This is a genomic window from Streptomyces sp. SGAir0957, from assembly GCF_043523415.1.
Genome location: NZ_CP027293.1, coordinates 7,077,957 through 7,091,787, shown reverse-complemented (window position 1 = coordinate 7,091,787; position 13,831 = coordinate 7,077,957). Strand labels below are relative to the sequence as shown.

9 protein-coding genes and 1 pseudogene are annotated in these 13,831 nt (G+C 72.9%); 3 read left to right on the top strand and 7 right to left on the bottom strand.

All coding sequences use genetic code 11. The features are described 5' to 3' along the window. Nucleotides 1-8 precede the first annotated feature (8 nt). Both C1N81_RS37000 and C1N81_RS36995 read left to right on the top strand, forming a co-directional pair. Nucleotides 9-1,709, top strand: coding sequence for a DUF885 domain-containing protein (locus C1N81_RS37000; RefSeq protein ID WP_394435749.1), 1,701 nt, complete (start codon nucleotides 9-11; stop codon nucleotides 1,707-1,709). 179 nt (nucleotides 1,710-1,888) lie between these two features. After that, a complete protein-coding gene (locus C1N81_RS36995) occupies nucleotides 1,889-2,689 on the top strand; it encodes an ATP-grasp domain-containing protein (protein WP_394435748.1) in 801 nt (266 codons plus the stop codon). A 49-nt stretch (nucleotides 2,690-2,738) separates the two neighbouring features. On the opposite strand, the gene C1N81_RS36990 is transcribed toward C1N81_RS36995, so the two are convergent. Then, nucleotides 2,739-3,224, bottom strand: a complete 486-nt coding sequence (locus C1N81_RS36990; RefSeq protein ID WP_394435747.1) for a rhodanese-like domain-containing protein — start codon at nucleotides 3,222-3,224, stop codon at nucleotides 2,739-2,741. A gap of 132 nt (nucleotides 3,225-3,356) precedes the next feature. Here C1N81_RS36990 and C1N81_RS36985 point away from each other — a divergent pair, with 132 nt between their 5' ends. Further along, the gene (locus C1N81_RS36985; RefSeq protein ID WP_394435746.1) at nucleotides 3,357-3,824 is read left to right on the top strand and encodes an Lrp/AsnC family transcriptional regulator; all 468 of its coding nucleotides are present in this window, start codon (nucleotides 3,357-3,359) and stop codon (nucleotides 3,822-3,824) included. An 8-nt stretch (nucleotides 3,825-3,832) separates the two neighbouring features. Here the strand turns inward: C1N81_RS36985 and C1N81_RS36980 are convergent, their stop codons facing one another. The 6 genes and pseudogenes from C1N81_RS36980 to C1N81_RS36955 all read right to left on the bottom strand — a co-directional run bounded on the left by C1N81_RS36980 (nucleotide 3,833) and on the right by C1N81_RS36955 (nucleotide 13,824). Further along, nucleotides 3,833-6,847: an AAA family ATPase gene (locus C1N81_RS36980; RefSeq protein WP_394435745.1), complete on the bottom strand. Its 3,015-nt coding sequence runs from the start codon at nucleotides 6,845-6,847 to the stop codon at nucleotides 3,833-3,835. After that, a complete protein-coding gene (locus tag C1N81_RS36975) occupies nucleotides 6,844-8,007 on the bottom strand; it encodes an exonuclease SbcCD subunit D (RefSeq protein ID WP_394435744.1) in 1,164 nt (387 codons plus the stop codon). The genes C1N81_RS36980 and C1N81_RS36975 overlap by 4 nt, the downstream gene beginning before the upstream one ends. 86 nt (nucleotides 8,008-8,093) lie before the next feature. Continuing rightward, a pseudogene (locus tag C1N81_RS36970) lies at nucleotides 8,094-9,374 on the bottom strand (ThuA domain-containing protein). 32 nt (nucleotides 9,375-9,406) lie between these two features. Continuing rightward, entirely contained in the window at nucleotides 9,407-11,608 is a 2,202-nt protein-coding gene (locus tag C1N81_RS36965) for an RICIN domain-containing protein (protein ID WP_394435743.1), read from the bottom strand. Between the two features lie 26 nt (nucleotides 11,609-11,634). Then, a complete protein-coding gene (locus tag C1N81_RS36960; RefSeq protein WP_394435742.1) occupies nucleotides 11,635-13,005 on the bottom strand; it encodes a lectin in 1,371 nt (456 codons plus the stop codon). A 198-nt stretch (nucleotides 13,006-13,203) separates the two neighbouring features. After that, the gene (locus C1N81_RS36955) at nucleotides 13,204-13,824 is read right to left on the bottom strand and encodes a YigZ family protein (protein WP_394435741.1); all 621 of its coding nucleotides are present in this window, start codon (nucleotides 13,822-13,824) and stop codon (nucleotides 13,204-13,206) included. Nucleotides 13,825-13,831: the final 7 nt, after the last annotated feature.

The following is a 13,831-nucleotide window of genomic DNA, read 5'->3' as shown; positions in this document are numbered from 1 at the left end:
ATGTACGTATGCCAGCCACCCCGAACGATCAGCACGCCCTGCCCCCGCTGCCCCGGCAGGTCGCCGATGCCCATGTCGACGCCTACGTGCTCCTCGACCCCGTCGAGGGCACCTTCCTCGGCGACGCCGCGTCCCACCGCAGGCTGCCCGACCTCTCCCCCGCGGGCGGTGCGGCCGTGGCCCGGCTGGCCCGCGAGACCCTCGCCCGGCTCGACGAGGCCGAGCGCGCGCCCGGCGCCGACAGCGACGTGGAGCGGCGGTGCGCGCGGCTCCTGCGCGAGCGGCTGACCGCCGAACTCGCCGTGCACGACGCCGATGAGCCGCTGCGCGCGGTCAGCAACCTCGGCTCGCCCGTCCACGGCGTGCGGGAGGTCTTCACCGTCACCCCGGCCGAGACCGACGAGGACTGGGCGGTCATCGCCGAGCGGCTGCGGGCGGTGCCCGCGGCGTTCGCCGGGTACCGCGAGACGCTCGGCCTCGGCCTGGAGCGCAAGCTGCACGCCGCGCCGCGCCCCACCGCCACGTTCGTCGGGCAGCTCACCGAGTGGGCGGGGACCGGGCGCGGCTGGTTCGAGGAGTTCGCCGCCGCCGGGCCCGAGGCGCTGCGCGCCGAGCTGACGGCGGCGGCCCGCGCCGCCGACGCGGCCACCGTCGTGCTGCGCGACTGGATGCGGGACGTGTACGCGCCCGCGATCGAGGGCTCCCCCGACGTGGTCGGCCGCGAGCGGTACGCCCGCTGGTCGCGCTACTACAACGGGGCGGACCTCGACCTCGACGAGGCGTACGCGTACGGCTGGAGCGAGTTCCACCGCCTCCTCGCCGAGATGCGGACCGAGGCGGAGAAGATCCTGCCCGGCGCCGCCACGCCGTGGGTCGCCCTCGCCCACCTCGACGAGCACGGCCGCCACATCGAGGGCGTCGACGAGGTCCGCGCATGGCTCCAGGGCGTCATGGACGAGGCCATCGAGGCGCTCGACGGCACCCACTTCGAACTGGCCGAGCGGGTCCGGAAGGTGGAGTCCCGTATCGCGCCGCCCGGCAGCGCCGCCGCGCCGTACTACACGGCGCCCTCGGTGGACTTCTCCCGGCCCGGCCGTACGTGGCTGCCCACCATGGGCGCGACCCGGTTCCCCGTCTACGACCTGCTCTCCACCTGGTACCACGAGGGAGTGCCGGGCCACCACCTGCAACTGGCGCAGTGGGTGCACGTCGCCGACGACCTCTCCCGCTACCAGGCGACGCTCGGCGGCGTCTCCGCCAACGCCGAGGGCTGGGCGCTGTACGCGGAGCGGCTCATGGACGAGCTCGGCTTCCTCACCGACGCCGAGGCGCGGATCGGCTACCTCGACGCGCAGATGATGCGGGCGCTCCGCGTCATCGTCGACATCGGCATGCACCTGGAGCTGGAGATCCCGGCGGACTCCCCGTTCCACCCGGGCGAGCGGTGGACCCCCGCCCTGGCCCAGGAGTTCTTCGGCGCGCACAGCAGCCGCCCGGCCGACTTCGTGGAGAGCGAGCTGACCCGCTACCTGTCCATCCCCGGCCAGGCCATCGGCTACAAGCTGGGCGAACGGGCGTGGCTGCGCGGCCGGGCCAACGCGCAGGCCGCGCACGGCGACGCGTTCGACGCGAAGGCGTGGCACATGGCGGCGCTGTCGCAGGGTTCGCTGGGCCTCGACGACCTGGTGGAGGAGTTGTCCAGGCTGTAGTGCGGCCGTAGGGGCGGCGCGCGCCGGGCGGGAGAACCGGTGGCCGGTGCCGGGCGGAAGGACCGGTGGCCCGTGCGGGGCCGGAAGACCGGTGGCCGGTGCCAGGCTGAAGGACCGGTGGCCCGTGCCGGGTGTGAAAACCGGTGGCCCCGCCGCCCCGGCCCCGTCATCCTCACCGCATGACTCCGCCGCCCCGCACCCTCCTCCTGTCGCCGCGCACCACCGCCACCGGTCAGGCGCTGGCCGCCGCCGCCCGGGGGCGCGGGCTGCGCGTGGAGACGTACGCGACGTGGCGCACGCCGGACGCATGGCGCCTGCTCCCGGGGGCGAGTCTGTACGCGGGACCGCTGTTCGCGGACGCCGTCGGACGCGAGGTGGGGCTGGGTCTCCTGGAGGCCGGTCCCGGCTGGCTGGCGGCGCTGCCCCATGCACTCACCCGCCGGGACGTCACGTTGACGACGGTCGCGGAGGCGAGGGCCCTGCGGCGGCCCGCCTTCGTGAAGCCGCCGAACGACAAGAGCTTCCCGGCGCGCGTCTATCCGGACGGCAGCGGGCTGCCGGGCCCGGACGCCGTGGACGACACGACCCCGGTCCTCGTCAGCGACATCGTGGCGTTCGACGTGGAGTACCGCCTCTTCCTGCTCGACGGCGCGGTGCACACCGCGAGCCGGTACGCGCGCCACGGACACCTGGACGTGGCGCCGCTGCGCGACGACCCCCTGCGCGCCGAGGTCCTGGACTTCGCGGCGCGGCTGCCGTACGCGGAGCTGCCGAGCGCGATCGTCGTGGACGTGGGCCGGCTCGCGCCCGGCGACGGCGGCGACTGGGCGGTCGTCGAGGCCAACGCGGCCTGGGCCAGCGGCCATTACGGGGCCGACGCCGACCGGGTCCTCGACGTGGTGCTGCGGGCGGCTCGCCCGGCCGGCTCCGTCGACGACCGGGACGCACGCTTTCTGCGGGCGGCGCCGCACCGCGTCTGACCCGGCCCTGTCAGCGGCCGCGGTCGTCGGCGCCGACGGGCACGGCCGGTCAGCAGCCGCAGTCGTCCGCGCCGACGGGCACGGTCAGCGGGTCCGGCTCCTTCCGCGCGGGCCCCTCCCACGTCTCGTGGGCGAACCCCTCGCGGACCCAGTACTCGAACCCGCCGAGCATCTCCTTGACCTGGAAGCCCAGCCCGGCGAGGGCGAGGGCGGCGCGGCTCGCGCCGTTGCAGGCCGGGCCCCAGCAGTACGTCACCACCGGGACGGACCGGTCCAGGAGCTGTCCGGCCTGCCCGGGGATGAGCGCGTTCGGCAGGTGCGTCGCGCCGGGAACGTGGCCCTGGTCCCAGGACTCCGTGGAGCGTACGTCGACGAGGACGAACCCGGGGTCGCCGTCGGCGGCGAGCGCGGCGGCGACATCGGACACGTCGGCGTGGAAGGCGAGGTGCGCGGTGAAGTAGGCGACCGCGGCGGCGGGGGTGGCGGGGGCGTCCCGCAGGACCGGGTTGATCGTGGCCGGGGCGGTGGTGGTCATGGCTGCCCATCTCTGTCTGTCCGGGGTGGATTCTTCCTGGACAGAAATCTATGGCGGCCGCCGCCCCGCCTGAAGGGACGATCCCCGGCGCTCGCCTTGATCCGCCGGGGATCGTGATGCTATTCCTGCCCCATGACCGTTGATTCCACAGACCGGCCCGTGCACGTCCCGGACGCCACCGACTGGCGCATCCTGGAGCTCCTCCAGCGGGAGGGCCGACTCGGCTACGCCGAGCTGGCGCGCGCCGTGTCGATGTCGGCGAGCGCCGTCACCGAGCGGGTGCGCCGCCTGGAGGAGGCCGGGGTGATCGCGGGCTACACGGCGGTCGTGGTGCCGGAGCGGCTCGGGCTTCCGATCCTCGCGTATGTGCGGCTGCGCTACCCGAACGGGAACTACAAGCCCTTCCACGATCTGGTCGAGGTGACCCCGGAGGTCCTGGAGGCCCACCATGTCACGGGCGACGACTGCTTCGTGATCAAGGTGGCGGCCCGCTCCATGCCCCACCTGGAGGAGGTCTCCGGCAAGCTGGGCACGCTGGGGTCGGTGACGACGAGCGTGGTGTATTCATCGCCGCTGCCGAGACGCGCCATCGGGAAGTAGACCGGCCGTCACTCCACCCCGCGCTGCCGCACCACGGACCCCGACCGCCCCTTGACCACCTCAAGCTGCGCGTGCACCCGACGGCGCAGATCGCCGACGTGGCTGACGATGCCGACGCTGCGGTCCCGTTCACGCAGGGAGTCCAGGACGTCTAGGACCTCGTCGAGGGTCTGGTCGTCGAGGCTGCCGAAGCCCTCGTCGATGAAGAGGGTGTCGAGGCGGACGCCGCCCGCCTCGTCGGTGACGACGTCCGCGAGGCCGAGCGCGAGGGCGAGGGAGGCGAAGAACGTCTCGCCGCCCGAGAGCGTCGCCGTGTCGCGCTCGCGGCCCGTCCACGCGTCGACGACGTGCAGCCCGAGTCCCGAACGGCCGCGTCCGGCGAGGGAGTCGGAGTGGACCAGGGTGTACCGCCCGGAGGACATACGGCGGAGGCGGGCCGTCGCCGCCGCCGCGACCTGTTCGAGGCGGGCGGCCAGGACGTAGGACTCCAGGCGCATCTTGCGCTCGTTGTCGGCGGAGGTGCCGGCCGCGAGGGAGGCGAGCCGGGCGATGCGGTTGTACGTGGCGCGCAGCGGGCCGAGGCGGCGGGCCTCGGCGGCGGTGCGCCGGGAGAGCCGGTCGAGGTCGTCGCAGCGGCGTGCGGCGGCGTCCCGCGCGGAGCCCGCCGCCCGGACGCGGGCGTCGGCGGCGTCGGCGGCGGCGCGGGCGCCGGGAAGGTCGGCGGCCGGCCGGTGCGAGGCCGCGACGGTCTCCTCCTCGGCGAGGATCGCGCGCACCGCCGCCTGCTCCGACTGCCAGGCGTCGAGGCGGCGCTGCAGGTCGCGGTGGACGGCGTCGTCGACGAGGGCGGCGGCCGCGTCCTGCGGCGTGTCGAACCCGGCGCGGAACGCGGCGTCGGCGAGCCGTGCGTCCGCGTCCTTGAGGCGGGTCGCGGTGGACTCGACGGCGCGGGCCGCGTCGGCCGCCTCCGTGAGCAGCTGCGCCTGCCGCTCCAGCTGGGCCGCGCGCTCCTCGACGCTTCCGGCGCTGCCGCGCGCCTCGCTCAACTCCCGCTCCAACAGGGCCTGTTCACGCTCCAGCGCCTCGCGCGTGGAGGCGCGGGCGGCGGTGCGGGTGGCGGCCTCCTGGCGGTCGGTGAGCCGCCGGGCGTGCTCGGACTCGGCGCGGGCGAGCGCCTCGCGGGCCGCGTGCAGCCCGGACGCGGCGGTGCGCGCCTCGGCGTGTCGCACCTCCAGGTCCCGCACGGTCTCGGCGAGTTGCTCCGCCGATCCGTCCCCGGCGGCGGCCTTCGCGGCGGCCAGCTCCTCCCTGACGGAGGACAGGGCGCGCTCCGTGTCGCCGCGCCGTGTCTCGGCCGTGCGGTAGGCGGCGAGGGCGCGCTCCTCCGCGGCGCGGTCGACGTGCTGCTCCGACTTGCGCATCGGCGCGGGGTGTTCGGTCGCCCCGCAGACGGTGCAGGGCGCGCCGTCGACGAGGGCCTCGGCCAGTTCGGCGGCCACGTCGCGCAGGCGCTGTTCCTTGAGGCCGAGCCAGTGCTCGTGCGCGGCGGCGGCCTCCTCGCGGGCGGCCAGCATGACGGCGGCGGCTTCCTCCGCCCGGCCGGCGAGCCGGTCGCGCTCCATGGCGGCGCGGGCCTGCCGGCGTGCGGGCTCCAGCTGTCCGGCGAGGTGCTCGGCGCGGGTCGCGGCCTCCTGGGCGTCGTCGACCCGGCTCTGGAGTGCGGCGCGGCGCGTGTCCCAGGCGGCGAGCCATGCCTCGGCCTCGTCGAGCAGGTCGGTGTCGGCGCGCTCCTCGCGGTCGAGCCCGGCGCGTTCGTGTGCGGCTTCGGCGAGTCTGCGCTCGGCGCGCCGCGCGGAGGCGAGTCCGCCCAGTTCGAGGGCGACGCGCCGGGCGGCGTCGGCGAGCGCGTCGGGCGGGGCCGCCGTGTCGGGGGATCCCTCGCCGTCCAGCGCGTGCCGGGCCTGCTCCTGACGCGTCTGCGCCTCCCGGTGCTCCGCTTCGGCCGCCTCGCGGAGGGCCAGCGCCGGGGCGACCGTCTCCGCTTTGCGCGCCCGCCGCATCCGTTCCTCGACGGCCTCGTGTTCGGCGGCGCGGTCGGCGAGCGCGGCGGCCCGCGCCTCGGCCTCCGCGTGCCGGCGCTGGAGCCGCTCCGTCTCGGTGGCGTCGGCCAGGTCCCGCTGGGCCGCCCCGCGCGCGGACTCGGCCGCGCCCAACGCCAGGTGGGTGTGCGTGTAGTGCTCGCGTGCGGCGGAGCGGGCGGTCGCGGCCCAGGCCAGGACGGCGTCCGCGAGGCCGGGGTCGCCGGGCGCGGCGTCCACGGGCGGGAGTTCGACGATGCCGTCGGCGGCCTGCTGCATACGGTGCGCGTCGGCGAGCAGTTCCGCGTCTCCCGCCTCGACCTGCCGCTGGGCCCCGCGCCGGTCGTCCGCGAGCCGCTGCTCGACGGCGGCGAACCGGTGCGTGTCGAAGAGCCGGCCGAGGAGCTTGCCGCGCGCCTCCGCATCGGCGCGCAGGAACCGGGCGAAGTCGCCCTGCGGCAGGAGCACGACCTGGCAGAACTGGTCCTTGCTCATGCCGAGCAGCTGCGTGATCTCCTCGCCGATCTCCTGGTGGGAGCGGCTGAGGTCCTTCCACTCCCCCGTCACGGCGTCGTACTCGCGCAGCCAGCTCTGCGCCTTCTCCGTGGTGAACCCGGTGCCGCGCTTCTTGGGCCGGGCGAACGGCGGCTGCCGGGTCAGCTCCAGACGGCGCCCGGCGACGGTCAGATCGAGGGCGACCTCGGTGCGGACGCCGGGCTCGGCGTGGTCACTGCGCAGATTCTGCCCCTGGCCGCCGCTGGTCTGACGGGCGCCGGGCACGGACCCGTACAGGGCGAAGCAGACCGCGTCGAGGACGGAGGTCTTGCCCGCACCGGTGGGGCCGTGCAGCAGGAAGAGGCCGGCCGCCGAGAGGGCGTCGAAGTCGATCTTCTGGGCGGCGCCGAACGGGCCGAACGCGGTGACGCGCAGCGTGTGCAGTCTCACCGGGCGACCTCGCGCACCACGTCGTCCGTGCGTACGGCGTCGAACGCGGCCCGCAACACGGCGCGCTCCTCGTCGTCGGGCCCGGCGCCCCGGACGTGCCGCACGAAGCCCTCCGCGATCTCGTGGTCGTCGCGCCCCTTGAGGCGCTCGGCGTAAGTGGCGTCGGGCCGCGACTCGGTGCGGCGCGGGTCGAAGAGCAGGCTGAGGGTGTGCGGGAAGCGCTCGGCGAGGCGGGCCATCGGGTCGTCGGGCCGGATCTCGTCGGTGAGGGTCGCCTCGACCCAGGACTCCTCGTGGGCGGTGAGGTCCGGGTCGGCGAGGAGGTCGTCGAGGTCACCACGGATGCGGGCGAGCGCCCGGGGCACGGGACAGTCGATCCGCTCGGCGGCGACGGCCCCGGCCTCATCCAGGTCGACGAGCCACATGCTCTTGCGGTGATCGGCCTCGGAGAAGGAGTACGGGAGCGGCGAGCCGGAGTAGCGGACGCGCTCGGAGATGACCTGGCTGCCGTGGAGGTGGCCGAGGGCGACGTAGTCGACGCCGTCGAAGACCCCGGCCGGGACCGCCGCGACGCCGCCCACCGTGATGTCCCGTTCGCTGTCGCTCGGGGCGCCGCCGGTGACGAAGGCGTGCGCGAGGACGACGGAGCGGGTGCCGGGCGCGCGCCCGGCGAGGTCGGCGCGGACCCGCTCCATGGCGGCGCCGAGCACCTGCTCGTGCCCGGCCTTGGCCACCCCGAACTCGTCCTTCACCAGAGCCGGTTCGAGGTAGGGAAGGCCGTAGAAGGCGACCTCGCCGTGGGCGTCCGCCAGGACGACGGGTTCGCCGCTGCGGCCCGGTTCCGTACGGAGGTGGATACCGGCGCGGCCGATGAGCCCCGCGCCGACGCCGAGACGGCGGGCCGAGTCATGGTTCCCGGAGATCATCACCGTGGGCACGCCGAGGCCGGCGAGGCGGTGCAGCGCGTCGTCGTACAGCTCGACGGCGGCGAGCGGCGGGACGGCGCGGTCGTACACGTCACCCGACACGACCACCGCGTCGACCTCGCGCTCGCGCGCGGTGGTGACGAGGTGGCCGATGAACGTGGCCTGGGCGTCGAGCATGCTCACGCGATGGAACGCGCGGCCCAGATGCCAGTCGGACGTGTGCAGCAGCCTCATGGGACACGAGGCTATCCGCTGGTTCGGACATCACGTGCGGAACGCCCTGATCAGGCGTCCCGCACGTGAGGTCGGTCACCCGGCGGTCAGGTGGCGCTCACCGTGAAGCTCTGCGCCGCCGATCCGTCGCAGGCCCGCTGCGTGAGCTGCGCGCTGTTGGTCGCCGCGCCCGACGCCGTGAGGCACTTGCCGCTGTGCCGCGCGGTGAAGTGGTAGCGCCCGGCGGCTTCCTTCACCGGGAGCCACTGCTGGTTCTGCCCGCCGCCGTACGCCCACAACTGCAGCGGCGCGCCATCGGCCGTGGAGACGTCGGTCACGTCGATGACCTGCTGCGGAGCGGGGCGTACCCCGATCCGCCGGTAGCCGCCGTCGGTCGAGGCGAGCCGGAACTGCTGCGCCTGGGTGCCGTTGCAGGCGTACTACTGGACGACGGTCCCGTCGGCGGTGGCGGCGGAGCGGACGTCGACGCAGGTGCCGTTGCCGACGTTCTTCAGGGAGTACCAGGACGTCTCGGAGAGCGAGTCGTCCGGCGGGGTGGTGGAGCCCGCGCCGCCGAGCCACTTGAGGCCGTCGAGCAGGAACCGGTTCTGGGTCGCGCTGGCGAACGTCGACGACGTACGGGTGTTGGTGTCGTAGTTCATCGCGTTGTGGCCGAAGTTCGCGTAGAGCATCTTGTACTTCGTGTTGGTCCACAGGATCGGGTAGTAGCCGCTGTACCAGGACTGGTTCGGATCGGTGCCGAGCGGGAAGCTGCTGGGGTCGACCGAGGCGAGGATCTTGATGTCGGGGTTCTGCCGCAGGTCGTTGGACCAGCTGTACCACTCGCTGACCGACGAGGTGAACGTGGCGGGCAGGTTCGCGGTGGAGGGGTGGGTGCGGTCCTCGACCTTGAGGGTCGCGGAGGTCGGGCCCCAGGTGTTGGACTTGAAGTTGCCGCTGCCGAGGAACTGGTTGTGGTACCAGGACCAGCTCGCCGCGTCCGTGGTGAACGCGGAGACGTGGAAGCCCATGAAGGCGCCGCCGCCGCGCATGTACTGCTCGAACCCGGTGCGCTGGGCGGCGGTCTGCGGCAGGTCGTCGAGGAAGAGGACGACCTGGTAGGCGTTGACGCCCCCGTTGGCGAGGAGGTTCCAGTCATTGCTGGCGGTGTAGGTGAAGCCGTTGGCGGCACCCTGCTTGGGGAACCAGTCGTTGGCCTCCTTCTCGAAGTCGATGTGGGCCGCGTCCCAGGTGCCGCTGTAGAGGCCGAGCACCTTGAAGGGGGCGGCGGCCGCCGTGGTACCGCCCGGGTGGGCGGCGGCCGGTGGCGCGGCGAGGCCGAGCAGGGCCACGAGCGCCAGAAGCATGAGTCTTATGTGTCGATACATCGCCTGTTCTTCCCTTCCGTGAGGTTTGCGGCTTACGGGTAGTTGGTGAGATAGGCGACGTTCGATCCGGAGTTGGAGGGCCCTCCCGTGGTGTTGATGACGTGGCTGATGGTGCCGGTGCCGCCGAGCGAGACGGTCACCATGTCGTGGAACCGGACCCCGGAGGTGTTCGGCACCTCGAAGGCGCGGTCGGCGACGACACCGGGGTTGGTGCTGAAGTAGCAGTAGCTGCCGAGCCCCCACGCCTCGTGGCTGGTGACGGAGGCGGCGACCTTGTAGGCGGGGTAGCCCTTGCCGCTGCCGTTCATCCAGGCGGCCTGGTTCGGCGGGTCGTAGGGCATCTCGTTCTGGAAGAAGTACGTGCGGCCGCCGTTGCCGTTCCAGAGGACCTGGGTCTTCTGGAAGTGCTCGACGAAGAGCCCGTACGCCGTGACGTCGGCGCCGTTGACGATGAGTCCGGTGTCGGCGGTGTTGGTGTTCCAGCCGACCGTGCCGCCGTTGCCGTGGTCGGCGCGCCAGATCCAGGTGTGGTCGATGACCGTGTCCGGGCTGTTGATCACGACGGAGTTCGTCGCCCTGCCGTTGGTGGCGCCGCCGATCCGGACGAAGAAGTCGGTCAGCTGGACGGGGTTGGCCGCATGGTCGCCGGAGGCGCCGGCCGGGCCGATCCGTACGAGCGTGTCGGAGTTCGTGGTGCCCGCGTCGATCAGGAGGCCCGCCAGCTGGATGCCGTCCACGTCGGCGGTGGTGAGGGCGGTGATCCCGCCGTCCGGCACCAGAGTGGCGAGCCCCATGCCGAGCACCACGGTGTCGGGGCGGGTGACGTTGATCGTCTGGTTGAGGTGGTAGACACCCGGGGTGACCAGCAGGTTCTTGCCCGCTGCGAGGGCCGCGTTCATGTCGGCGGCGGTGGCGCCGGGCTTGACGATGAAGAACTGGTCGAGCGGGAGCGACGTACCCGCCGGGGTCTTCCCGCTCCATGTCGTGCCGACGGAGTTCGACCGCAGCGCCGGGACGAACACCTTGTAGGCGCCCGCGCTGTCCACGTAGAGGAAGGGCTTCTCGCGGACGGTCGGGGTGGAGGCGACGGTGGTGTACGTCGGGAAGGACTGGGCGGGTGCCCCCTGGTCGCCGACGAAGACCATGTTCCAGTTGGACCCGGACCAGCTCGCCATCTGCGAGTTGCGGGTGAGGAACTGCTGCTGGGAGCCGGACCGGATCTGCCCGTCGATCTTGGTGTCGGAGATGAAGCCGCCGCTGGACCAGCCGCCGTCGTCGAGCGCGAGGTTGCCGCGTACGTGCATCCGCCGGTACGGGGCGGCCTGCGAGACGGCCCAGCGGTCGGTGCCGCCGGTCGGGTTGACCGACAGGTTCTCGGCGTCGCGCCAGAAGTTCTGCGTGGCGTTGCCCTGGAACCAGTCGGCCTCGGCGTGCACGGAGCCGTCGATCGTCACGTCGTCGGGCGAGAGGCCGAGCCCGGCGACCTGCGTGTAGAAGCCGACGTTGGCGTCGGCGCTGTACGTGCCCGGCTTGAAGAGCAGCGCCTGGCGGGCCGAGCCGAACTGGTTGGTCTGCTGCTGGGCGAAGACGGAGTTCAGCTTCGACTGGATGTTGGAGGCCGACATCGACGGGTCGAAGACCGTCACGTTCGGCCCGAAGTCCGGGGTGCCCGGCGGGTTGGTCGTATCCCCACCGAGCCGGAAGGACTGCGCGCCCGTGCCGTTGCAGGTGTACTGCGCGAGCTGCACGCTGTCGGCGGCGGAGGCACCGGGGACGTCGAGGCACTTGCCGCTGTTGCGGTTGACGAAGTGGTACGCGCCGTCGGACTCCGCGACGGGCAGCCACTGCTGGTTGTTCCCGCCGGAGTACGTCCACAGCTGGACGGGCGCGGAGTCGGCGGTGGAGACGTCCGTGACGTCCCACGCCTTGTTCGCGTCGAGGTTGCTGTTGATGCGGTAGTAACCGCCGCTGGTCGGCACGAGCTGCCAGTTCTGGGCGGCGCTGCCGTTGCACGCGTACTGCTGCACGACGGTGCCGTCGGCACTGGCGGCGGCGCGGGCGTCGACGCACTTGCCGCTGCCCTTGCCGACGACGGTGGTGGAGCCGGTGGGGAGCGCGGCGGCGGCCGTCGACTGGGCACCGGCCGGGGCCGGGGCGGCGAACTCGACGCCGGTCACGGCGGTGGCGGCGAGCGCGACGACGGCGAACGCTCTGGGTATGACGGATCTGGACACAGGGCTCTCCTGGGCAGGCGCGGGGGTCAGCCGGTGTACTTGGCGAAGATGCCGGTGAACTGCCAGCTGCTCTGGCTCACGCCCGAGCAGGTGTCGTCGTTCGGGTAACCGGACGGGCAGGGCCGGTCGCGGTTGGCCGACCAGAACGTCAGGCGCGCGAGGTGGTGCTGCTGCGCGTAGCCGAGGATGGTCTGGAAGTCGGCGGGGGTGACGGTCTCGCCCACGTCGGTGATGCCGTTCATGGAGGAGATGCCCATGTCCCGGTAGGCCTGGTCGTCGCTGTAGCCGTACGCGTTCTTGAGGGCGTTCTTGAGGCCCTCCGCCGCGCGGGTCGTCAGGGTCCCCATGTTCTGTCCCGCGCCGCCGAAGTCGAACGGCATGATGGTCCAGCTGTCCACGGTGAGACCGGAGTTGGCGGCCCGGTTGATGAGGCTGGTGTCGGGCCCGGACGTGTCGGTGCCGATGGTGACGATCACCTTGATGCCGGGGTTCTTCGCCTTGACCGTCTTCAGCGCGTCGACGGTGCGCTGCTGCACGGTCGGGTTGCTGTACGCGTCGGCTTCGAGGTCGATGTCGATGGCCTTGAGCCCGTACGCGTCGATCACCTTCTGGTAGGCGCCCGCGAGCGCGGAGGCGCTGGTGCAGGAGCTCTCCAGCTTGTTGCCGCTGTAGCCGCCGAAGGAGGGGATGACGTCGCCGCCGTTGGTCCGCACCTTGGTGATCGTCTGCTGGTCGACGCCGCCGGTGAGCGGGCGGCCGCCGTCCCACTGGGGGTTGCAACCGCCGTTGCTGAGCACGAAGGCGAGGGTGAACCACTTGACGCCGGTCGCGTTCATGATGGTGACCGGGTCCGGCGTGTTGCCCCAGCCGTTGTAGAGGTACGGGGCGACGGCCATCGGCGCGGCGGGGGCCGTGCCGCCGCCGGTGGGCGCGGTCCACTTCTGGTTGGCGGCGCCGGTACAGCTCCAGATCTGGACGGGGGTGCCGTTGGCCGAGGTGTTGCCGGTGACGTCGGCACACTTGCCGGACTGCTGGCCGACGAGGTCGCGGGCGGCGGAGACGGTCCACTTCTGGTTGGCGCTGCCCGCGCAGTCCCAGAGCTGGAGTCTGGCGCCGTCGGCGGTCGCATTGTCCTTGACGTCAAGGCACTTGCCGAGGGCGCGGATCGTCCCGTTGGAGCCGACGGTCCACTGCTGGGCGGCGGTGCCGTTGCAGTCGTAGAGCTGGACGGCGGCGCCATTGGCGGAACTGGCGGCCGCCACGTCGAGGCACTTTCCGGCGAGGCCGGTGATGGTGCCGGTGGCGGCGGAGGCGGGGCTCGCGGCGAGCGCGCCCGCCGAGGCGGTGAGCAGTGCGGTGGCGAGGGCGCCGCGGAGGAGTCTGGACGTGCTGGACATAGGGGGGTTCACAGCCCTTCATGGGGGCCGGCACGCGGCCGTCGATGGGGGGTTGCTGTTCATGTGAGTGAACAGTGGGCGTATTCATGAAGCTGTGGCGAACGGGAACCTAAAGGTCTGCACCACAGGCGTCAAGAGATGAACCCAACAAAGCCCAACGAACCCGATTTCCGGGCCAGTTCGTAAGGAGTTGAACGCTCAGCCGTACGCCTCGCCGCCGAGCTCGAAGCCCGCGGTGCCCGCGCTCACGTCCGCGAGCCAGGCCCGGAACCGCTCCACGTCCCCCTCGGGCAGCCCGACCTCGATCGTCACCCGCTCCGCGTAGCGGACGTCGCGCACCTCACGGCCCGTGGACCGCAGGTCGTTCTCCATCTTTCCGGCGCGGGCGTGGTCGACGGTCACCGTGGCGAGCCGGAACCGGCGGCGCGTCACCGTGCCGAGCGCGTCGAGGGCCTCCCCCACCGCGCCGCCGTACGCCCGGATGAGCCCACCCGCGCCCAGCTTCACCCCGCCGAAGTACCGGGTGACGACCGCGACGACGTACCGCATCTCGCGGCGCGTCAGCATCTGGAGCATCGGGACGCCCGCCGTCCCGCCCGGCTCGCCGTCGTCGCTCGCCTTCTGCACGGAGGCGTCGGCGCCGATGACGTACGCGAAGCAGTTGTGGTTCGCCGCCGGGTGTTCCTTGCGGACGCGGGCGACGAAGGCCTGTGCCTCCTCCTCCGTCGCGGCGGGCGCGAGCGCGCACAGGAACCGGGAGCGGCTGATCTCTGTCTCGTGTACGCCCTCACGGGCCACGGTGCGGTACTCGTCCTGCATCACCCCA

Excerpts from the sequence above, each read along its gene's own strand:
- C1N81_RS37000 (WP_394435749.1), top strand. The coding sequence starts at position 9 with ATGCCAGCCACCCCGAACGATCAGCACGCCCTGCCCCCGCTGCCCCGG.
- C1N81_RS36995 (WP_394435748.1), top strand. The coding sequence starts at position 1,889 with ATGACTCCGCCGCCCCGCACCCTCCTCCTGTCGCCGCGCACCACCGCC.
- C1N81_RS36990 (WP_394435747.1), bottom strand. The coding sequence starts at position 3,224 with ATGACCACCACCGCCCCGGCCACGATCAACCCGGTCCTGCGGGACGCC.
- C1N81_RS36985 (WP_394435746.1), top strand. The coding sequence starts at position 3,357 with ATGACCGTTGATTCCACAGACCGGCCCGTGCACGTCCCGGACGCCACC.
- C1N81_RS36975 (WP_394435744.1), bottom strand. The coding sequence starts at position 8,007 with ATGAGGCTGCTGCACACGTCCGACTGGCATCTGGGCCGCGCGTTCCAT.
- C1N81_RS36960 (WP_394435742.1), bottom strand. The coding sequence starts at position 13,005 with ATGTCCAGCACGTCCAGACTCCTCCGCGGCGCCCTCGCCACCGCACTG.
- C1N81_RS36955 (WP_394435741.1), bottom strand. The coding sequence starts at position 13,824 with ATGCAGGACGAGTACCGCACCGTGGCCCGTGAGGGCGTACACGAGACA.